This is a genomic window from Sphingopyxis sp. MWB1 (genome assembly GCF_000763945.1).
In the GTDB taxonomy this organism is placed as follows: domain Bacteria; phylum Pseudomonadota; class Alphaproteobacteria; order Sphingomonadales; family Sphingomonadaceae; genus Sphingopyxis.
Genome location: NZ_JQFJ01000002.1, coordinates 2,043,580 through 2,063,364, shown reverse-complemented (window position 1 = coordinate 2,063,364; position 19,785 = coordinate 2,043,580). Strand labels below are relative to the sequence as shown.

General features: G+C 61.3%; 19 protein-coding genes and 1 tRNA gene. 9 read left to right on the top strand and 11 right to left on the bottom strand.

Features of this window, described 5'->3' with window-relative positions; all coding sequences use genetic code 11:
• Positions 1-37: 37 nt before the first annotated feature.
• From JV18_RS0110345 to JV18_RS0110325, 5 genes are all read right to left on the bottom strand, one after another.
• The gene (locus JV18_RS0110345) at positions 38-535 is read right to left on the bottom strand and encodes a MarR family winged helix-turn-helix transcriptional regulator (RefSeq protein ID WP_033075245.1); all 498 of its coding nucleotides are present in this window, start codon (positions 533-535) and stop codon (positions 38-40) included.
• A gap of 30 nt (positions 536-565) precedes the next feature.
• Positions 566-976 carry a hypothetical protein gene (locus tag JV18_RS14725; RefSeq protein ID WP_052071892.1) on the bottom strand — a complete coding sequence of 137 codons (411 nt, stop codon included), beginning with the start codon at positions 974-976 and terminating at the stop codon, positions 566-568.
• A 21-nt stretch (positions 977-997) separates the two neighbouring features.
• Positions 998-1,366, bottom strand: a complete 369-nt coding sequence (locus JV18_RS0110335; RefSeq protein WP_033074416.1) for a hypothetical protein — start codon at positions 1,364-1,366, stop codon at positions 998-1,000.
• A gap of 86 nt (positions 1,367-1,452) precedes the next feature.
• Entirely contained in the window at positions 1,453-1,932 is a 480-nt protein-coding gene (locus tag JV18_RS0110330) for a response regulator transcription factor (RefSeq protein WP_033074415.1), read from the bottom strand.
• 146 nt (positions 1,933-2,078) lie between these two features.
• Positions 2,079-2,978, bottom strand: coding sequence for a LysR family transcriptional regulator (locus tag JV18_RS0110325; RefSeq protein ID WP_081944766.1), 900 nt, complete (start codon positions 2,976-2,978; stop codon positions 2,079-2,081).
• A gap of 101 nt (positions 2,979-3,079) precedes the next feature.
• Between JV18_RS0110325 and JV18_RS0110320 the strand changes: the two genes are divergently transcribed.
• The 4 genes from JV18_RS0110320 to JV18_RS0110305 are packed head-to-tail and all read left to right on the top strand — an operon-like array spanning position 3,080 to position 8,124.
• Positions 3,080-4,249 (top strand): isovaleryl-CoA dehydrogenase, encoded by a 1,170-nt coding sequence (locus JV18_RS0110320; protein WP_033074414.1) that lies wholly within the window; start codon positions 3,080-3,082, stop codon positions 4,247-4,249.
• The gene (locus JV18_RS0110315) at positions 4,246-5,844 is read left to right on the top strand and encodes a carboxyl transferase domain-containing protein (protein ID WP_033074413.1); all 1,599 of its coding nucleotides are present in this window, start codon (positions 4,246-4,248) and stop codon (positions 5,842-5,844) included. Before JV18_RS0110320 ends, JV18_RS0110315 begins: the two co-directional genes overlap by 4 nt.
• Positions 5,845-5,846: 2 nt before the next feature.
• Complete coding sequence (locus JV18_RS0110310; RefSeq protein WP_144243918.1) at positions 5,847-6,266, top strand: hypothetical protein; 420 nt, start codon at positions 5,847-5,849, stop codon at positions 6,264-6,266.
• Between the two features lie 19 nt (positions 6,267-6,285).
• Positions 6,286-8,124, top strand: a complete 1,839-nt coding sequence (locus JV18_RS0110305) for an acetyl/propionyl/methylcrotonyl-CoA carboxylase subunit alpha (RefSeq protein WP_033075242.1) — start codon at positions 6,286-6,288, stop codon at positions 8,122-8,124.
• Positions 8,125-8,173: 49 nt separating this feature from the next.
• Here JV18_RS0110305 and JV18_RS0110300 read toward each other — a convergent pair whose 3' ends face one another.
• The 4 genes from JV18_RS0110300 to JV18_RS14720 all read right to left on the bottom strand — a co-directional run bounded on the left by JV18_RS0110300 (position 8,174) and on the right by JV18_RS14720 (position 13,818).
• On the bottom strand, positions 8,174-11,365 hold the full coding sequence (locus JV18_RS0110300; RefSeq protein ID WP_033074411.1) for a TonB-dependent receptor: 3,192 nt from the start codon (positions 11,363-11,365) through the stop codon (positions 8,174-8,176).
• Positions 11,366-11,457: 92 nt separating this feature from the next.
• A complete protein-coding gene (locus tag JV18_RS0110295) occupies positions 11,458-12,468 on the bottom strand; it encodes a FecR family protein (RefSeq protein ID WP_052071889.1) in 1,011 nt (336 codons plus the stop codon).
• On the bottom strand, positions 12,465-12,956 hold the full coding sequence (locus tag JV18_RS0110290; RefSeq protein ID WP_235303122.1) for an RNA polymerase sigma factor: 492 nt from the start codon (positions 12,954-12,956) through the stop codon (positions 12,465-12,467). The genes JV18_RS0110295 and JV18_RS0110290 overlap by 4 nt, the downstream gene beginning before the upstream one ends.
• A 226-nt stretch (positions 12,957-13,182) precedes the next feature.
• A complete protein-coding gene (locus JV18_RS14720) occupies positions 13,183-13,818 on the bottom strand; it encodes a TetR/AcrR family transcriptional regulator (RefSeq protein ID WP_052071887.1) in 636 nt (211 codons plus the stop codon).
• 63 nt (positions 13,819-13,881) lie between these two features.
• On the opposite strand from JV18_RS14720, the gene JV18_RS0110280 reads away from it, so the two are divergent.
• Positions 13,882-15,024: an aromatic ring-hydroxylating oxygenase subunit alpha gene (locus JV18_RS0110280; protein ID WP_033074409.1), complete on the top strand. Its 1,143-nt coding sequence runs from the start codon at positions 13,882-13,884 to the stop codon at positions 15,022-15,024.
• Positions 15,025-15,116: 92 nt separating this feature from the next.
• Here JV18_RS0110280 and JV18_RS0110275 read toward each other — a convergent pair.
• Positions 15,117-15,193: transfer RNA gene (locus tag JV18_RS0110275), tRNA-Arg, on the bottom strand.
• A gap of 85 nt (positions 15,194-15,278) precedes the next feature.
• Between JV18_RS0110275 and JV18_RS0110270 the strand changes: the two genes are divergently transcribed.
• Complete coding sequence (locus tag JV18_RS0110270; protein WP_033074408.1) at positions 15,279-16,346, top strand: YeiH family protein; 1,068 nt, start codon at positions 15,279-15,281, stop codon at positions 16,344-16,346.
• Between the two features lie 225 nt (positions 16,347-16,571).
• Here the strand turns inward: JV18_RS0110270 and JV18_RS0110265 are convergent, their stop codons facing one another.
• Positions 16,572-17,444: a zinc-ribbon domain-containing protein gene (locus tag JV18_RS0110265; protein ID WP_033074407.1), complete on the bottom strand. Its 873-nt coding sequence runs from the start codon at positions 17,442-17,444 to the stop codon at positions 16,572-16,574.
• 158 nt (positions 17,445-17,602) lie between these two features.
• On the opposite strand from JV18_RS0110265, the gene ftsE reads away from it, so the two are divergent.
• The 3 genes from ftsE to JV18_RS0110250 are packed head-to-tail and all read left to right on the top strand — an operon-like array spanning position 17,603 to position 19,776.
• Positions 17,603-18,331, top strand: a complete 729-nt coding sequence (gene ftsE, locus JV18_RS0110260; protein WP_052072195.1) for a cell division ATP-binding protein FtsE — start codon at positions 17,603-17,605, stop codon at positions 18,329-18,331.
• A 12-nt stretch (positions 18,332-18,343) separates the two neighbouring features.
• Entirely contained in the window at positions 18,344-19,249 is a 906-nt protein-coding gene (locus tag JV18_RS0110255; protein WP_033074406.1) for a cell division protein FtsX, read from the top strand.
• Positions 19,246-19,776: a YdcF family protein gene (locus JV18_RS0110250; RefSeq protein ID WP_033074405.1), complete on the top strand. Its 531-nt coding sequence runs from the start codon at positions 19,246-19,248 to the stop codon at positions 19,774-19,776. The genes JV18_RS0110255 and JV18_RS0110250 overlap by 4 nt, the downstream gene beginning before the upstream one ends.
• The last annotated feature ends 9 nt before the right edge of the window (positions 19,777-19,785 follow it).

The following is a 19,785-nucleotide window of genomic DNA, read 5'->3' as shown; positions in this document are numbered from 1 at the left end:
CCCGCGTCCCTCGCAATCTGCGCGGTGCGCCTTGCTGTCATGCTGCGGTTCGACCGCTCCGATGCCGTTCGAAGCGGAGGCGCTCGAAATAGCTGGCCATGCGTTCGAAGCCATGGTCGGTGAGCCGAACCAGCGTGCGTCGCCGGTCGCGTTCATCAATGAAGCGCCGGACCAGATTTGCCTGTTCCAATGTAGCGATCATCCGCAAGCCGGAAGAAAGCGGAACATTCGCCCCCGTCGCGAGGTCGCTCGCGCTCAGATCCCGGTCACGGCTAACGGCAAGCATAAGGTCCAGCATCATATCCCAGGTCGGCCCGGTCAACGCGATGGGACCAAAATGGCTTTTCCGCAAACGGCGCATTTCGATACACAGGCTGAGCTGATCGATAAGATTGTTGCACAAAGGGTCGGTGGGGATGGAACCGATCAGCCGCGCCTCCGCCACCGCCTCTGCCACCGCCTCCCGCCGGGCGCGCAGGGAATCGAGTTGTTCGACCTGCGGTTCCAATGCTGTGTTTCTGCTAAATTGCGTCATGACCATGGCCCCCTTTGGCCAAACCCCTCGCTATGCCAGCCGCTCCACTTTTCGGGTCGATCCCGAGGCGTAAAGAATGACCAGAAGGATGGGATAGGAAATATACATGGAAAGTAGAGCGTAAGGCTGGGCCAAGATTTCAGAAAACATCATTTTTTGAACATGGCCGAAAATAGAGATCAACTGCCATCCCGTGATCCAATAGGGCCAGAAACGCTGCGTCTTCAGCGCAATTGCCCAAAAGACCAGCAAAACCAGAATGTCGATTATGAAAATGTCAATCTCGACATTGGTCCAGGCAGGAGCTGGCTCCAGCAAAGTGGTGGCGAGGGAAGCGGCAAGCGCCGTATAAGCGGCCCATCGCTCCAGTTGGCCGCCGCGAAATATCGCGACGGCCACTGTGATCAGCAGAACGAGATAGTAAATCGCAATGGTTGCCATGAGCCGATATCCCCCGGTGGCTCAGCTTGCCTGGGCAAAGGCTCCGGCAACAACATTAGCCTCACCATTTTCAGCGAGTTGCGCCGATGCAGGCGGCTTGACCCCGGCCCCGAACATCCGTGCCCCCAGACCGATTTCCTTTTGGGTAACCGTCAGCGCGATATGCGCGTCGGTAAGAAGTTGTCGCACCTCGCCCGTCGCAGCCAGGGCCCGGGTGATCTTAGCCATCGCATCCTGACCGACAAGCGCTGACATATTGGTATCGCGCCGGGCAGCGGGCAGCGTCGCCGCCAAACGGGCGATGCGGATCATGACTTCATCCACAGCATCTTCAGCATCGTGCAATTCGCTCGCAATTTTCTTCGCGGCGTTCAGACGTTGGTTCAGCATCGTCTATTCCCTTCAATAGAGAATGCCCCGGGTTCCCTCCCTCGACATTCGTCAACCTTTTGGCGTCAACCTTTTGGCATCAACCATCAGGCCAGGACCCGGCCAAGACCGATCAGGATCGAATAGAGGGCGGAAAAGGCCAATATGGTCGCGAGAGCGATCAGAATCGGCCAGATAATCCTTTCCATCAATCCATGCCGGTTGGCCGGCTGCGACGCAGTTGGAAAGGGCGCTCCAATATCGAAAATTCGCCGCAACGAACCGCGTCGGGCCGTGGGATCGACGGGGTTGGTCGAACCGCCAAGCTCAAGCGATTGATATGTCAAAGGCTGATAGGGGGTAACATGGTCGAATATACCACGGGCTGCGAGCAATTTTGCAGCTTCTACCCGGTTCGAAACGTTAAGTTTTTTTAACGACCGCCTGATACGCTCATCCACCGTATGGGGTGAGACACCCATGATACGGGCAATTTGCTTGGAATTCTTGTGCTCGAATACATGGCGCAAGGTTTCGATCTGCACGGCCGACAGAAGATCGCCTTGATTGTCAGGATCGCCTTGCACAGTTCAGGGCATAGAGCATCGGGGATTGAAATCAAGCGACGGCGCAGAGGCATCCTCTCTGCGGTGAGGTCATGAGAGAGAAAAAGCCCAGAAGAATCCGCCATATAATATGACGTCATTCCACCGCTATTCGGCTGAACGCCTCGTTACAGGCCGTTAGTTTTTCTTAACTCAAGGGAAGAGAGCGCCGCCAGCCATGCCGTTTGGAATTTCTCCAGGCGCGCACCCCCCTCCGTTTCGCTCAACCAATTTGGGTCGATGAGCAAGCCGAGATGCCGACTATAATCATATCCCCTCACGCGTACTGCAACCGTCCCATCAATGGCCAGGGAGAGCGGAGCGGTCGTGATCCCCACACCCGCCGCCACCATGCGCAGACAGCGATCGTCGCTTTCACTTCGCAGGGCAAAGCGGGGGCGCACACCGTGCCGCGTAAAAAAGCGGCTCGTTACGTCGAGCAACTCGCAAGAGCGGCGGGCAATCATTGTCTCGGCCGCCAGTTCATCGGGCGCCACCTCGCCTCCCCCCGCCAGTCGATGCCCGGCCGCGACCAGCATCACATAGGGCTCAGCAATCAGTGGCTTTATTTGCGGCCCCGCTTCCCCCGGACGCAAGAGGGTTAGAGCTGCATGGATCCGTCCATTGCCCAGGGCTGCCCGCAGCTCCGAATCGCTCCCCTCGATCAATTCAATGCCGAAATCATCTGCCAATTTTTCAGCCAATGATTGCAGCATTTCGCCTGACACCGACCGGATCGCTCCCAGCTTCAGCGTCGGCCAATCATCGCCGCCATCCCGGCCAAAGGCATCGGCGGAGCGAAAGCCACGCTCCAGCTCCCGCGCAATGGGAAGAAAACGCCCCCCAGCCTCGGTCAGACGCACCTGCCGCCGGTTGCGGATAAATAATATGGCCCCCACCAGCCGTTCCAGATCGGCAATAGCGGCAGACAGCGTGGGCTGCGTCACGCGCACACGGGTGGCGGCATGGGTGAAGCTGCCTGCTTCCACTACCGCGAGGAAGGCATGAATGTGAGAACGCTTTATCATAGATAAAATCTATATGAAGGGCCGGTTGTTTTCAATTTTTCAGTTACCGGCATTTCTGGCAAAAGGGGGATAACTTCTCTTTCCAACAGAACAGGTGTTCGATGCGCGCAACCCCCGATTTCGACTTTGCGCTCGGCGAAACCGCCGACATGATCCGCGAAACCACCGCCCGCTTTGCCGATGAGCAAATTGCTCCGCTCGCGGCAAAGACCGATGCCGACGACTGGTTCCCGCGCAACGAGCTGTGGACGCAGATGGGCGCGCTCGGCCTCCATGGCATCACCGTCGAGGAGGAATGGGGCGGCCTTGGCCTCGGCTATCTGGAGCATGTCATCGCGGTCGAGGAAGTCAGCCGGGCGAGCGCCGCGATCGGCCTGTCTTATGGCGCGCATTCGAACCTCTGCGTCAATCAGATCCGCCGCTGGGGCAGTGCCGAACAGAAGGCGAAATATCTCCCCAAGCTGATTTCGGGCGAACATGTCGGCAGCCTCGCCATGTCGGAAGCCGGCGCGGGCAGCGACGTTGTGTCGATGAAGCTGAAAGCCGAGAAGAAGGGCAGCGGTTACGTCCTCAACGGCACGAAGTTCTGGATCACCAATGCGGGCCATGCTGACACGCTGGTTGTCTATGCCAAAACCTCGCCCGAAGCGGGATCGCGCGGCATCACCGCCTTTCTGATCGAAAAGGATATGCCGGGGTTCAGCATCGGGCAAAAGATCGACAAGGTGGGGATGCGCGGTTCCCCGACCGCCGAACTGGTCTTCACCGATTGCGAAGTGTCCGAAGAACAGGTGATGGGCCCCGAAAATGGCGGCGTCGGCGTGCTGATGTCGGGGCTCGATTATGAGCGGGTCGTGCTTGCCGGGCTTCAGCTTGGCATCATGCAGGCGTGTCTCGATACGGTCATCCCCTATGTGCGCGAGCGCAAACAGTTTGGAAAACCCATCGGCTCCTTCCAGCTGATGCAGGCGAAGATCGCCGACATGTATGTCATGCTCCAGTCGGCGCGCTCCTATGTCTATAATGTCGCCAAGGCTTGCGATGCTGGCCAGACGACACGCTTTGACGCGGCGGGCGCGATCTTGCTCGCGAGCGAGAGCGCGGTGAAAGTCGCGGGCGAAGCGATTCAGGCGCTGGGCGGCGCGGGCTATACAAAGGATTGGCCGGTCGAACGCTATTGGCGCGATGCCAAGCTGCTCGACATCGGCGCGGGGACCAACGAAATCCGCCGCATGCTGATCGGCCGCGAACTGATCGGGGCCGGGGCGTGAGTGCGCCGGTCCTGCCGACGCTCTATAACGCCGACGATCCGCAGGCGCAGGCCCGCGCCGCGCATAACCGCGCGTTGGCCGAAGAATTGCGCACCCGCGTCGCCGAGGCGGCGCTTGGCGGCAGCGAGAAATCGCGCGAACGCCATGTCGCGCGCGGCAAGCTGCTCCCGCGCGAGCGCGTCGAGCGGCTGCTCGATCCGGGCTCGCCCTTCCTTGAAATCGGGCAGCTTGCGGCGTGCGACATGTATGACGGCGAAATTCCGGGCGCGGGGATGATCGCGGGCATCGGGCGCGTGTCGGGCCGGCAGGCGATGATCGTCTGCAACGACGCGACCGTAAAGGGCGGCACTTACTATCCGATGACGGTCAAGAAGCATCTCCGCGCGCAGGAGATTGCCGAGGCGAACCGCCTGCCGTGCATCTACCTCGTCGACAGCGGCGGCGCGAACCTGCCGCACCAGGCCGAGGTTTTTCCCGACCGCGACCATTTTGGCCGCATCTTTTTCAACCAGGCCACTATGTCGGCGAAGCGCATTCCGCAGATCGCCTGCGTGATGGGCAGCTGCACCGCGGGCGGCGCCTATGTCCCCGCGATGAGCGACGAGAGCGTGATTGTCCGCAATCAGGGCACGATCTTTCTTGCCGGCCCGCCGCTCGTGAAAGCTGCGACGGGCGAGGAAATCAGCGCCGAAGACTTGGGCGGCGGCGACCTCCACGCGCGCAAATCGGGCGTCGTCGATCATCTCGCCGAGAATGACGAACATGCGCTGACGATCGTTCGCGACATCGTCAGTCACCTCGGCGCAGAGGAGGGGTTCAAAGTCGCGATGGCCGAGCCCCGCCCGCCCAAATATGACCCCGAAGAGCTTTACGGCATCATCCCCGAAGATGTCCGCGCGCCCTATGACGTCCACGAAGTCATCGCGAGGATCGTCGACGCATCCGAGTTTCATGAGTTCAAGGCGCAGTACGGCAGCACGCTCGTCTGCGGCTTCGCGCATATCTGGGGCATCCCCGTCGCGATCCTCGCCAACAATGGCGTGCTGTTCAGCGAAAGCGCGCAAAAGGGCGCGCATTTCATCGAGCTCGCGCAACAGCGCCGCATTCCGCTGCTCTTCCTCCAGAATATCTCGGGCTTCATGGTCGGCGGCAAATATGAGGCCGAGGGGATCGCCAAGCATGGCGCCAAGCTGGTGACGGCAGTCGCGACCGCGACGGTGCCCAAGATCACCGTGCTGATCGGCGGCAGCTTTGGCGCGGGCAATTATGGCATGTGCGGCCGCGCCTATTCGCCCCGCTTCCTGTTCAGCTGGCCGAACAGCCGGATCAGCGTGATGGGCGGCGAGCAGGCAGCTTCGGTGCTGGCGACCGTCCACCGCGACGCCGACAAATGGACGCCGGAGGAGGCCGAAGCCTTCAAGACGCCAATCCGCCAGAAATATGAGGATGAAGGCAACCCCTATCACGCCACCGCGCGTCTCTGGGACGATGGCATCATCGACCCCGCGCAGACGCGCGACGTGCTCGGGCTGGCATTTGCCGCCACGCTGAACGCCCCGGTCGAAGACCGCGGGTTCGGCGTGTTCAGGATGTGATGATGGCTGCGAAGAACCACAAGGTCGTGACGCTCAAAGTTATCGAGGCGCCGCTCAGAGACGTCATGAGCGATATCGCGCGCTTTCATAAGCAGTATCGCACCTTTGACGGTGTGTTGCTGCGGGCTGGACGTGTGGTTGTGATTAAAGTCGGAAACAATACCGCTCGGGTGGTCGCGCGTGGTCCCGCCGGTGTTATGAATGATGAAATATCGCTCGATTCAGCAACACGAGACAAGCTGAAAATAAGTGCGGGTTCCTCCCAGGCTTTCGAGATCAGGAAAGCCAATCTTGTCGACGAGTTCCGCTGGGCTTGGGACGCAACCGACGCAATGCCCAGAGTGGCAGCCCGCCTCGGTGCAACCTCGGTAATATTGGGTGTTGTCGGGCTAATTTTGGGGATCATTTCCCTATGCAAATAACTTGGAAAGTTTCTGCGTTGTGATCCAATCCCTCCTCATCGCCAATCGCGGCGAGATCGCCTGCCGGATCATCCGCACCGCGCGCGAGATGGGTATCCGGACCGTTGCGGTCTATTCGGACGCCGATACCAAGGCGCTGCATGTGCGCGAGGCCGACGAGGCGGTGCATATCGGGCCGTCGCCCGCGCGCGAATCTTATCTGGTCGGTGACAAGATCATTGCCGCCGCAAAAGCGACCGGGGCCGAAGCGATCCATCCGGGCTATGGCTTCCTTTCGGAAAATGCCGCGTTCGCCCAGGCAGTGATCGACGCGGGGCTGATCTGGGTCGGGCCAAAGCCCGCCTCCATCACGGCGATGGGCCTCAAGGACGCCGCCAAGAAACTGATGGCCGACGCCGGGGTGCCGGTGACGCCGGGCTATATGGGCGAGAATCAGGATCCCGCCTTCCTCGCCGAGCAGGCCGCCGACATCGGATATCCGGTTCTGATCAAAGCGGTCGCGGGCGGGGGCGGCAAGGGGATGCGCAAGGTCGACAGCGCCGCCGACTTCGCCGACGCGCTTGCCTCGTGCCAGCGCGAGGCAGCGGCGTCGTTCGGCAACGACCATGTGCTGATCGAAAAATATATCCTCACCCCGCGCCATATCGAGGTGCAGGTGTTCGGCGACACGCACGGCAATGTCGTCCACCTGTTCGAGCGCGACTGCTCGCTCCAGCGCCGCCACCAGAAGGTGATCGAGGAAGCCCCCGCCCCCGGCATGGACGAGGCGACGCGCGCCGAGCTTTGCGCTGCCGCTGTCCGCGCCGCAAAGGCGGTCGATTATGTCGGCGCGGGAACGATCGAATTCATCGCCGACGCATCGGAGGGCCTGCGCGCCGACCGCATCTGGTTCATGGAAATGAACACGCGGCTGCAGGTCGAACATCCAGTGACCGAGGAGATCACCGGCGTCGACCTCGTCGAATGGCAGCTGCGCGTCGCATCGGGCGAGCCGATCCCGCTGACGCAGGATGAACTCGCCATCGACGGCTGGGCGATGGAAGCGCGGCTCTATGCCGAAGATCCCGCGACGGGCTTTCTTCCTTCGACCGGCTCGCTCGATCTGTTCCAGCTTCCCGACCATATCGGCCGGGTCGATACCGGCGTCTATGAAGGGGCCGAGGTCTCCCCCTTTTACGACCCCATGATCGCCAAGCTTATCGCTCATGGCGAAGACCGCGACGAGGCGCGCGAGCTCCTGTCCGAAATGCTCGAAGATTCGGCCATCTGGCCGGTCAGGACCAACGCCCGCTTTCTGATCCGCGCGCTCGATCATCCCGATTTTGCTGCCGGAGCGGTCGACACCGGGCTGATCGGCCGCGACGGCGAAGCGATGAGCGCGGCGCCCGAACCCTCGCCGCAGGCTCTGACAAAGGCCGCGATGGCGATGGTCCCCGCCTCGCCCCATGCAGGCTTGCGCCTCAACGCCCCGCCGGTTCGCACCGCGCCTTTCCTGCTCGACGGCAAAAGGGTCGACGTCACGCTGCACGGACCGGGAGCGGACAATCCCGCCCCGGCCATGCTGGTCGCCGAAACGGGCGCCGTGTGGCAGCTCACCCCGTGGCGCGCCAAAGGCGGCGCGGGCGACGGAGCAGGTGACGGCGACATATTGGCGCCCATGCCCGGAAAGGTGATTGCCGTCGATGTGGCGGCAGGGGACCGCGTCGCGCGGGGCCAGAAGCTGCTAACGCTGGAAGCGATGAAGATGGAGCATGGCCTCACCGCCCCCTTTGACGGGGTGGTCGCCGAACTGAATGTCGCCGCCGGCGCCCAGGTTCAGGTGGAGGCGTTGCTGGTTCGGGTCGAACCCGAAGCATAGTCATACGCCCCTGCCGAGCGAAGGCCCGGCAGGGGCGTATGGAGGGGGGTCAGAATTTCGCTTCGAAGCCGGTATAGAAATAACGGCCGATCACATCATATTCGCCCGCGATATTTTGCGAACTGCCCGACACCGTGCCCGATGGCAGGAAGGGACTGGTGCTGTTGAAGGCATTGTTCACGCCCGCATAAAGCCGCAATTCACGGTCACCCGCCGGCACCTCCATGCTGGCATAGAAATCATGCCGCCAGCGATCGCCGACATGAAGGAAGGGCGGATTCGACCCCGCCTCGCGGGCGATGGCGAGGCGTTCATTGCTGTCGACCGCCTTGCCCGTATAGCGCGCTTTCCACCGCAGGCGCAGGCCGCCCTCGCGATAGCCGAGCTGGACCTGCCCCTGATTGCGCCAGGCACCAATCTGCCCCTTTTCATCGCTTACTGAAACGCCATTCACGCCATCGAAAATGGTCTTGAAATCAAGCAGGCGCGAATAGAGCAGGCGCAGATCGAACCGGCCGTCACCCGCCAGCCATTCGGGCGCATCAAAGCGATAATCGACGCCTACATCGAAGCCCGATCGGACGATCTTGTTCAGATTGAGATCGCGGTTGACCACCCGGCGGAGCTGGCCATCGGGATCGCGAGTAATTTCATTGCAAAAGAAATTATCGGTGATGCCTTCGGGATTGCCATAGCATTCGCGCAGCAGTTCATCGCCGTCGAGCGAGCCGATGGCGTCGCGGATCTTGATCTTGAAATAGTCGAAGGTCATCGACAGGCCCGGCAGGAAGGTCGGCGTCGCCACCACCCCCAGCGTCAGCGTATCGGCGGTTTCTTCTTTGAGGTCGGGGTTGCCCGCCGAGGGCCCCTCGATCGAGGTCGAAATCTGGCGAAACACACCATCCGCCGCAATCGCCGCGGCGATGCCGGAGACCGAGCGGCAGTTGACCGCAATGGTTCCCGTCGTGGCGGCCGTGACACCATCGCACACATCGACGACCCGGTCGGCATCGTCGCGCTGGGGCGAATAAAGATTGGTCACCGTCGGCGCACGCTGGGCGCGGGCATATTGTCCGCGAAAGCGCAGATCCTCCACCGGCGCCCATTCGCCGCCCGCACGATAGCTGAACATCCGCCCCACATTGCGGATATTATAGCTGCCATAGCGCGCGGCGAGGTCGAGCGTGAGCCGGTGGAAGAAGGGCTGGTCGGCAAGGATCGGAATGCTCGCCTCCGCGAACACTTCCTTCGCTTTGATATTGCCTTCATATTCGGCGATGAACGACGCAGAACCAAAGCCCTGGCGCGTCACTTCGTCGGTGATCGACCGCTGCCAGTCGCGCCGATATTCGCCGCCAAAGGCGACGGCCACGGGGCCTGCGGGCAATTCGAACAGATCGCCGCTGGCATAGGCTTGCAGCACATTCTGCGTCACCAGCGCATCAAGCTCCATGCCCGTGCGGACATAGTCGGCTGCGGCAGGCGTGATCGACCCCGGACCGAAGAGATTGATGGGCACGCAGCCGTCCGCCCGCGCCGCGGCATCCACACAGCGCACGCGCGACAGATCGCCCGGAGCCGCCGGATCAAATTCGGCGTTCAGCGCCTTTTTCAACTTGTCGTAATTCAAAAGGTTGGTGCGGATCTGGTCTTGATGGAAACGGCCATAGCCATAGCTGATTTCCCAATTCCAGTTTCCGGCCTCGCCTTTGAGACCAGTCCAGCCGCGCCACGTTTGGCGGTCATTGGCGATGGTATAGGTGCCCATTTCGACAAAGCGCCGACGCCAGGGGATGCCCGATGATCCGGTTACCGCGCGGATCGCGGCAGGAACGAAGGGATTGTTGCGGGAAATGCGGCCCAGCTCAAATTCATCCTGCAAGCCATAGCTGCTGGAATTTGATGCTGTTTCGCCCCCACCGCGTTCGGTTTCGGTATCAATCTTCGAATATTGGACATGGCCGAAAAATTCGACGCCGCCGCCCAGATCATAACCGATCTTGCCCGCAGCGATATAGGACGTGCGCGGGGTGCTGAACTGCAGGTCGGGACGGAATTCCCAGCCATAAACGGCCAGATCGTTGCTTTGCGCCAGATTTCCATTGGCGTCATAATAGAAATAGCCGCCGCCCGGCGTCGAACTGGAATGGAAACGACCGCCCGGCACATTGCTGCTGAGCGCCGGCCGGTCGATCCCCAGGTCGCCCTGATTGAGCGGATCGGCATCGGCGGCGAGCGAATAGGAAATGGATTCCAGCGAGCGCTTGCGCTGCCGCGCCATCACCCCGGCTTCCTTTTCATAGCTTGCGCCGATCATGACCGAAAGCCGGTCATCCAGAAAACGCTCACCCGCCAGAAAATCGAGATTGCCGCGAAAGGAGTCACCCTGCGACGACAGGCCCACGCGGCCGCCGACCCGGACGCCGCTATAGCCATCGCGCGTGATGATATTGACCACCCCGGCAACCGCATCAGCGCCATAAACCGCCGATGCGCCCCCGGTAATGATTTCCACCCGGCTGACAAATAATTGCGGAATCGAGCTGAGGCTGACCGAGTTGGAAGTGAGGACGTTCGACACGGTCCGTCGCCCGTCGATCAGGGTCAGTGTACGGTTCGACCCCAGGCTGCGCAAATTCACCGAGGAGATGCCCGATGCGTTGATCTGGTTGGTCGAATTGGCCAGGTTCAGCGTGGGCGTGACGGCGGGATAGTCGGTCAGAACTTCGGACAATTCGGTTGCGCCCGACGCTTGCAGATCGTCCTCGCCGATCGCCACCACCGGCACGGGGGAATCGGTGACCACATTGCGCGCAATGCGCGAGCCGGTAACGACAATATCGTCCCGCGGCGCATCCCCCGATGCCCCCGACGTCGATAGCACGGGTTCGGCAAAATTACTGGCAGCCACTGGCCGCGATGCCAGGGGCCGCACGACAATAACCCCCGACCGGCCCCAGTTCGCGTCCAGCCCGGATCCGGCGAGCAGTCGGGACATGCCTTCGCGCGCCGAATAATGACCCTTGAGTGCTGGCGCCCGCTTGCCCTGCAGCTCCCTGCGGTCAAAGGTCACCTGCTGGCCTGCCGTGCGCGCAAAGGCGCGCAAGCTGGTCGGCATATCCTGCGCCGGGATGGAAAATTGGTACAGGCGCTCCTGCGCCATGGCCGGAACGGCCACGGTTGCAGCAGCTACAGCGCCCGATGCGATCGACGTGCACAGCGCCCGGTGAAAAAAACTCATGTCGTCCCCCCTGTTATAAAGCCGGCTCACCCGGTCTTCGAATAATCTTAGGACGCACGAGGAAGAGGGAGGGACATGTTATTCGGAAATATTCACTCGCTTTCTAATATGATTCCATCACGCGCGGCCCGCGAACGCAGCGGATGAAGTGCAGACAATCCTTCGGCAAAGGCGTCTATGTCCCCCGCCTGAAACAATCCATCGACCGGAATGGCGGCCAGCGATGTATCGGCCAGACGGATTTTGCGCGCCGAATAGCGGTTCATGCGTTCAACAGCCGTCGCCAGCGGTTCGGCATCGAAGTTGAGGAGGCCCGTTTCCCAGCTGAGCGATTGGGCGAGGTCGGGGCGTGTAATCTCGGCGGGCTTCGCCCGGCCCACCGCGTCGGTCAATTCACTGCCCGGTGTCAGCACATGGCGTTCGGCCTGCGGTGCCGCGCCTGCGGGGGGCAGATCGTCGCGATCGCGTACCTCCACCTCCCCTTCATACAGAATGACATGCACCTCGCCGTCGATCAGTTCGACGCTGAAGGATGTGCCAATCGCGACGACAAGCTTGTCGCCCACAGCGACGGTGAACGGACGCAAAGGGTCCTTGGCGACGTCAAATTTGGCGCGCCCGTGTAAAAGCTCCACTTCACGGCCATCGCCTTTCATCCGCACCTTGAGCGCGGTGACCGCATCGAGCGACGCGCGCGACCCATCATCCAGCACCGCAATCTGCCGCTCGCCCACGCGGGTTTCATAAGCCTCCGGCCGCTGAAAATACCAGATCAGGCTTACCGACACGGCCAGGATCAGCATGGCCGCGCTGGCGAACAGCAAATGCGCGCGCCTTTTCATCCCGTTCCGGTCGCCGCGTTTGCGATAATCGTTCAAAGCTTCCGTACGCAAGGCGATCAGTTGCGGCCAGTCGCCAACCTCTCCCGAAGCCCTCCAGATGCTCGACGCCTGTTCAAAAAGCGATGCATTCTCCGGATGGGCGAGCCACGCCTCGAACATATCCCATTCGCTATCGCTCAACGCACCTTCTGAAAGACGCATGCACCATAGTGCTGCCATATCCGCCGGATCGCTCAAGTCAGCCTGTTCTTCGAGGATCATGGCGTCTTCCTCATCTGGCGCATGATAGCGGCCATGGCGCGCGCGACATGTTTCTTGACCGCGCTGACCGATATGCCGAAATTTTCTGCAATCTTGTCCTGTCCCAGATTTTCCAGTCGATACAGAATGAAAATATGGCGCGTTCGTTCCGGCAGCACCGCGATTGCGTCGGCAAGCGCCGACAATTCCGCGCGCCCCGCCGCCACCCGAAACGGATCCAGCGGGTCGATCCCGATATCGTCAGCGCGCCCCACCATTTCGCGATATTGCGCCCGCACCCGTATCCGTCTTGCTCTGTCGGCGAGCAGGTTGGATGCCATCTGGAAAATATATGCCTCGGGCGCGACAAAATTTTCCCCTTCATGCTTCAACAGCTTTGCAAGCAATTCCTGCGTCAGATCCTCCGCCTCGGCATGATCCCGTACCCGGCGCAAAAAATAGGACAGCAACGCCGGACGCCAGCGGCGCCCCAAGTCGAGCCGGTCCACGGATGATTGCATTTTGAACCCAATATAAATGGCGCTTGAAACAGATAGACGGCTGATCGGACAATAGGGACAGGCATTTTGCTGAATCTCGGCGCGCCTAGCCCTTTTTTGGCGAAATTAGCGCGAAAATCGCTGCAAGTAACGCTTTACGCCTTTTCTGCGCGAGGCGGAACGCGGCGACAGGCCGCAGTGAACATGCCGAAACTTCTTTGCGGCGCGCCCGAATTCAGCCCCCAATCGCTCCCTGAACAGGGCCAGCCCGCAAAACCGCCTCAATCAGCCGGCGAAACTGAGCGATAAAAATACCATCCACCGCCCCCACCACCTCTCCGCCAAATATGGCTCCAAAGGTGGGACGGGACACGGCGTGATAGTTTACCGCTCCCAAAATCTGGATAAGTGCCGCCAATATTATCTCCTCCGGCGCCTCAGACCAGGAAGGAACTTTCCGCATCAACCGAGTTAGCTCTTCAAGAAACGGCCTCAGAAACCAATGATGCGCATTTTTGGCGCGTCCACGATTGTCCAATATCTCCCGCATCAGCAATCGATAGCGCTCATTCTCCCCCGGATCGCCCGCCAGCATTGCGACAAAATAGTCAGCCAATCGTTCTACAGGATCATGAGAGGCATCCTCCGTCGGGCGTATTGTCGCCAGTTCATTGGCAATTTCTTCCAACACACATCCGTAGAGTTTTTCCTTGGTTCCGAAATGGTGCAGCAATGCCTGCTTGGTCAGGCCCATTTCTGCGGCGATCTGAGCGATACTCACGCCATAAAAGCCGCGCTCAGCGAATAGGGTCCGCGCTTCGGCCACTATGCGCTCGCGGGTAGTCAATGAAGGAGATGACAAAGAGTTCATTGGGCAGCGCTTGACACTTACCACTTGGCAAGTCAATACTTACCACTCGGTAAGGAGTTTGTTATGGACCATGCATCACAGTTGAGGCTGATGGACGAATTGCGTGCGCTGAAAAATGCGAAAACGGCCTATCTTGACTCAGAAATCACCCATAGTCCCACGATCATTTATCAGGACGACACGCGCTTTCGGCAGGAAGAGGAAACAATATTCCGCCAGCTGCCTCATGGCTGCGCTCATGAAAGTGAACTTCCGGGACCCGGCGCCTTTATCCGCCGCGACATACAAGGCCTGCCCCTTTTGCTGACTCGCGATGAGAAAGGAAAGGCCCGCGCCTTCCTGAATGTATGCCGCCACCGGGGCGCTCGCCTGGTTGAAGAACAATCCGGGTGCAAGCGACGCTTCATCTGTCCCTATCATGCATGGACCTACGCCAATTCGGGCGAACTTGTCGGCGCGCCGCATTTTTCAAGCGGTTTTCCTGGAATGGAAAAACAGGATATTCGCTTGAGCGAATTGCCCACAGCAGAGGCCTTTGGGCTGATCTGGGTTGTTTTGCAGCCAGAAGGATTTTTTGATTTCGATGACTATTTCGCCCCGCTCGCCGATGAACTGACCGAACTGAACATGGCCGACATGCATATTGCCATGGAGGACGAGCTGGACTGTGCCGCCAATTGGAAAATCATTATCGAAGGCGGCATCGAGTCCTATCATTTTCGCACCGCTCACCGCGCAACGATTGCTCCGTATTTTGAAGACAATCTCTCTACCTATCAGTGTTTTGGTCCGCACATACGGTCCATATTGCCCCGGACCTCCATGGCCGAACTCGCCATGAATTCGCGCGGTCAGTGGCGTCTGCGCGATCATGCCAATCTGATTTATACCCTGTTTCCCACGACGCAATTTCTGGTCCAGCAAGACCATGTCATATGGATCAGCAGTCAGCCCGTGGCTCCGAACAGGACAGTATTGAGACTAGCAACACTTGCGCCGCGCCACGGCTCTTTGGCCGAAGGTAGAGAGGCCGAACATTGGCGTCAAAATCATCACATTACGATGAAGACGCTGAACGAAGATTTCGCCATCGCAGAAAGCATTCAGGCAGGGCTCGCATCCGGTGCTAACCACAGCTTTATCTTCGGACGATTTGAGGGCGCGCTTGCACGTTTCCACGAAACCATCGAACGGCACATTGGATGAAACCCACATCTAGGATTCGAAGATGCGGTGCCGCGGAATGCCGCCCTGGCGGCACGCAAACCACGACCGCTATTCTCTCTTTTGTTCGGTAATGGCGCACCCGAAGGGATTCGAACCCCTGGCCTCTGCCTTCGGAGGGCAGCGCTCTATCCAGCTGAGCTACGGGTGCTGATTGAGCGGGGCGTTTAGCAAGCTGTTGGCTTCCCAGCAATGGGCTATCGACGCTCCCCTGCCGATATGCCAAAGGATAAGCCATGACGCGGCGGAAGAATGCGGAAGAGTGGCCGATGGCTGCCGATCTTTACGGAGAGATGCAGCTTGCGCCTGCAGCGCCCGCGGGTCGGCGGTGGCGCGATTATCTTCCGGGCGTTTTGGTGACGGGCATAGCGGCGCTTGCTGCGGCATGGCTGTCGGATCATTATTCGGTTCCCATCGTCCTGATCGGACTGTTGATCGGCCTCGCTCTCAGCTTTTTGTCCCAGGACCCACGCACCCATGCCGGCCTGGACCTGATGTCCCAGACGGCATTGCGTATCGGCATCGTGCTGGTGGGCGCGCGGGTGACCGCGAACCAGATCATCGAGCTTGGCCCCCTGCCCTTTGCTTTTCTGATCCTGATCATGGTGGCCGTTATCGGGATCACAGTCGCGACCGCCCGGTTTTTCACGCAGGATAGGCACAGTGCCCTTTTGGCAGGCGGCGCCACGGCAATCTGCGGGGCATCCGCCGCGCTGGCGCTATGGTCGCTGATCGGCGACAAGAAGGTCGATCAGGCGCGCTTTACCCTGACGCTGGTCGGCATCACCGTGGCGAGCGCGCTGGCGATGACGCTATATCCGGTGCTTGCCGCGCAATTGCACCTTTCCGATGCACAGGCCGGTTTCCTGATTGGGGCGTCGGTCCATGACGTTGCCCAGGCCATTGGCGGCGGCTTTTCCTTTTCTCAGCCCGCAGGCGAAGTCGCGACCATCGTCAAACTGACACGTGTGGCCCTTTTGGCTCCCATGCTGATGCTGGTGGGTTTCTGGCTGAGTCGGAGTAGCCAAGGCGAGGGCAAAGCGCGCATATCTTTGCGGCTGCCTTGGTTTATCGTCGGCTTTCTGGCTTTAGCGGCCGTTAATTCCCTGCTGGACATTCCGCAGGTCGCCCATGATGCCGCCGGGGTGGGCGCGCAGGCGCTGCTGCTACTCGCCATTGTCGCGACGGCGATGAAAGCCAAGCTGGCCCTGTTACTGGATCAGGGCTGGCGCAGCTTTGGCCCAATCATCGTTGCAACGCTGGCCAGCTTTCTTCTCTCGCTGGCGGCGGCGCTGAGCCTGTAAGGGCGGCCGCTCTGATTGGGTTTGCGGAAGTTGCCGAAAGTGTCACGCAGCGATGGCTGGGGCAGAGATGAGCTCAGAATAGTCTACATTAATATCAAATAGTTAAGTCGAAGACACACAGCATGCTTGGTTTTCGCGGCATGGCAAGGTTGCCGGGCGCTCCTCCAACGCCCAGATATTCGATGTTGCTCAAACAAAGTCGGCGGCGCGCCGGAGGTTCCGCGGCTAGGATTTGGGCAAGGCCCAGCTGACCGTCAATTCGGTCGCACGTCGCGGAATATCCAGCTTTGCTTCGCTGAAGCTGACCTTTTCATTGGGCGGCAACGTCCGCACCGGCGGCTTTATCGTCCAGCTGTAGACAATCGTCCCCTGCGCATCGCGCAATTCGGCGAGGATCGGGGGAACGCGCTGTTCGCGGTCGGTCGGATTGATGATCACGCCCGAAGCGGCAAAATAGATGGTGCCGTCCGACAATTCGCGATGGTCCTGATTGGGCGGCAACTCGATCACCAGATCGGGCTCGCCCGCCACGCCGCCAATGCCGAGCCCCTGCGCCCAGCCGGGAAGGCCGAAATAGGCAAGGCTGGCGGTCGCGGCGACCATCAGCACCGCCGCAATCCCGGCGATCATCGTCCAGCGGCGCGCCGGATTGCGGCGGGGACGGCGGAAAGGCAACGGCTCTTCGGGCGCGGTCGCCCCGGCCATCCCCGCATAGGCCGATGCCCTGACCTCCCGCGCGGGCGTCTCGGCAAAGGCTTGCGGGGGTGGCGGTGTGACCCGTTCCGGCTCGACGCCCGCCGAGTGACCCTCGGCATCCCCCGGAAGCGGCGCGGCACGCCCCGCCGGCGCGGGCGAAGGGGCCGGGCGGGCCGCCGCCGCAGTAGGCGTGGGCGAAGGCGGCGAGGGGTCCTCGACAGGAGCGGACGCAGGCGTAGCCACCTCGGCCACCGAATCGCCGCCCCGCGCGGGCAAGCCCGACGCGGGTTCCTGAAACCAGCTATGCCGACAATTGGCGCAGCGCACCGTGCGACCGGCGGGGCCGATCGCCGTATCGGGAACGACATAGCGGGTATGACAGGACGGGCAGGCTAAGATCATGGCCCCTCTAAACACGCTGATTCGCACCGTTGCAAGCATCGCGTGACGCTTCCGCCTTGTCCTGAGACAAGAGCCGTGCGACACGGCGTCCCCATGGGCGGTGGGACCAACCAGATGATATGGCAACAAAGCGCGCTTATGAGCGCCCTTTTGGCGTCATGACCGAGCGAAGGTCGGCGCGCGCCGGCGGCGCCATGGTTGAGTTTGACGGGGTCGGTTTGCGTTACGGACCCGACGGCGAGGTTCTGAGCGATATCAGCTTTAATTTGCAACCGGGCAGCTTTTACTTTCTGACCGGCCCGTCGGGCGCAGGCAAAACCTCGCTGCTGAAAATGCTGTACCTCGCACAGCGCCCGAGCCGAGGGATCGTCCGCCTTTTCGGGGAAGATCTGGTGTCGATGCCGCGCCATCGCATGCCGGGCTTTCGCCGCCGCATCGGCGTCGTGTTTCAGGATTTCCGCCTCATCCCCCATTTATCGGCGCGCGACAATATCGCCCTGCCCTTGCGAATCGCGGGGGTGGAGGAGGCCGATCTGGCGGGGCCAGTGGGCGAAATGTTGAGCTGGATCGGGCTGGATGCGCGCGCCCACGCCCTTCCCGCCACCCTGTCGGGCGGCGAACAGCAGCGCGTCGCCATTGCCCGCGCAGTGATTGCGCGTCCCCAATTGCTGGTCGCCGACGAACCGACGGGTAACGTGGATCCCGAAATGGCGATGCGTCTTTTAGGCCTGTTCGAGGCGCTCAACCGCCTGGGCACCACCGTGGTTGTCGCCACCCACGACATCCACCTGATCAGCCGGATCGACAATGCCCAGATGATGCGGCTGGAAAAGGGGCGGCTGGCCGATCCGACCGGCGCGCTGCGCTTTCCGCCGAACCGGGCGTAGGGCCTGACGGTGATGATCATTCCCCGCGTTCCAGCCCAGCACCGCCGCCTGCTTCCCGACCGCCGCCTGTCGGGGCCGACGCCGTGGGTGATCGCGATTTTGATGCTGTTGACCCTTTTGTCGGCAGCGGCCGGAATCGGCCTTGCGCGCTCCGCCAATGCCATCGGCGAAGCGATTGAAGGGCGGGTTACCGTACAGATTGTGACCGCCGACCCCGATCTGCGCGCGCAGCAGGCCGACCGGCTGCAAGAAGCGCTGAGCGGCGAAGCTTTTGCAGGCGCCGTCCACCGGGTGGCCGACGAAGAGCTGATGGAGACGCTGGGCCAATGGTTCGGCGGCGTGGAAGGCCCCGATCCCGCGATGCGTTCGCTGCCCATTCCCGCGCTGGTCGATATTGATCTGACCCCAGGAAACCGCGCCAGCCAGCTTGCCAGCCTGCGTACGCTGACCGAGGATATTGCGCCGGGCGCGCGGCTGATCCCCCATGCCGAATGGCTGGGGCCGGTCGCGCAGCTGATCCGGTCGCTGGCCTGGCTGGCGGGCGGGCTGGTGCTGTTGATGACGCTGGCGAGCGCGGCGGTGGTCATCATGACGGCGCGCGCGGCGCTGGGCACCCATTATGCGACCATCGAAATGCTGCACCTGATCGGCGCGACCGACCGGCAGATAACCCGCCTGTTCCAGCGGCGGATCGCCATCGACACCGCCTATGGCATTGCGCTGGGCACCAGCGTGGCGGCGGCGATATTGATGCTGATCGGCTGGCAATGGTCTGACGTCACATCGGGGCTGGCGGCGACGGCGTCGCTGGGGATGACAGGCTGGCTGCTCTTGCTGGCGCTTCCGCTATTGGCTATCGCGCTTGCTGCCCTGACGGCGCGCCAGACGCTGCTCGCCGCGCTCAAGAAGATTCTATGATCAAGCGCCTCATTTCCCTTCTGTTCCTCGCCTGGGTGCTGGGCTTTGCCTGGTTTGCGCTGCTTCTGCCCTTGCCTGCCGACGCGCAGAAGACCGACGCAATCGTCGTTCTGACCGGCGGGCCGGGGCGGATCGACCGGGCGTTGGAGCTGTTGGAGGAAGGCCAGGCGAAGCGGCTGCTGATCAGCGGGGTCGCGCGCGAGGTGAAGCCGCATGAGCTGGCCGCGGAATATAAGCGCCCGCAAAAGCTGTTCGATTGTTGCATCGCGCTGGGCTTTGATGCCGAAGATACCAGGTCGAACGCGACCGAGGTCGCCGCCTGGGTTGCGCGGCGCAACTATCGGACCGTCCGGCTGGTCACCACAGACTGGCATATGCGCCGCGCCGAATATGAAATCAGCCGGGCGATCGGCGAAGGCGTGACCCTGGTGCCCGATGCCGTGCGCAGTCAGCCGAGTTTCGCTACCCTGTTCCGCGAATATCATAAATATCTTGCCGGGCTGGTCGGCGGGCAATTGGGGCTATAGGCGCCGACC

Excerpts from the sequence above, each read along its gene's own strand:
- JV18_RS0110345 (WP_033075245.1), bottom strand. The coding sequence starts at position 535 with ATGACGCAATTTAGCAGAAACACAGCATTGGAACCGCAGGTCGAACAA.
- JV18_RS14725 (WP_052071892.1), bottom strand. The coding sequence starts at position 976 with ATGGCAACCATTGCGATTTACTATCTCGTTCTGCTGATCACAGTGGCC.
- JV18_RS0110335 (WP_033074416.1), bottom strand. The coding sequence starts at position 1,366 with ATGCTGAACCAACGTCTGAACGCCGCGAAGAAAATTGCGAGCGAATTG.
- JV18_RS0110325 (WP_081944766.1), bottom strand. The coding sequence starts at position 2,978 with ATGATAAAGCGTTCTCACATTCATGCCTTCCTCGCGGTAGTGGAAGCA.
- JV18_RS0110320 (WP_033074414.1), top strand. The coding sequence starts at position 3,080 with ATGCGCGCAACCCCCGATTTCGACTTTGCGCTCGGCGAAACCGCCGAC.
- JV18_RS0110310 (WP_144243918.1), top strand. The coding sequence starts at position 5,847 with ATGGCTGCGAAGAACCACAAGGTCGTGACGCTCAAAGTTATCGAGGCG.
- JV18_RS0110300 (WP_033074411.1), bottom strand. The coding sequence starts at position 11,365 with ATGAGTTTTTTTCACCGGGCGCTGTGCACGTCGATCGCATCGGGCGCT.
- JV18_RS0110295 (WP_052071889.1), bottom strand. The coding sequence starts at position 12,468 with ATGATCCTCGAAGAACAGGCTGACTTGAGCGATCCGGCGGATATGGCA.
- JV18_RS14720 (WP_052071887.1), bottom strand. The coding sequence starts at position 13,818 with ATGAACTCTTTGTCATCTCCTTCATTGACTACCCGCGAGCGCATAGTG.
- JV18_RS0110280 (WP_033074409.1), top strand. The coding sequence starts at position 13,882 with ATGGACCATGCATCACAGTTGAGGCTGATGGACGAATTGCGTGCGCTG.
- JV18_RS0110270 (WP_033074408.1), top strand. The coding sequence starts at position 15,279 with ATGACGCGGCGGAAGAATGCGGAAGAGTGGCCGATGGCTGCCGATCTT.
- JV18_RS0110265 (WP_033074407.1), bottom strand. The coding sequence starts at position 17,444 with ATGATCTTAGCCTGCCCGTCCTGTCATACCCGCTATGTCGTTCCCGAT.
- ftsE (WP_052072195.1), top strand. The coding sequence starts at position 17,603 with ATGACCGAGCGAAGGTCGGCGCGCGCCGGCGGCGCCATGGTTGAGTTT.
- JV18_RS0110255 (WP_033074406.1), top strand. The coding sequence starts at position 18,344 with ATGATCATTCCCCGCGTTCCAGCCCAGCACCGCCGCCTGCTTCCCGAC.
- JV18_RS0110250 (WP_033074405.1), top strand. The coding sequence starts at position 19,246 with ATGATCAAGCGCCTCATTTCCCTTCTGTTCCTCGCCTGGGTGCTGGGC.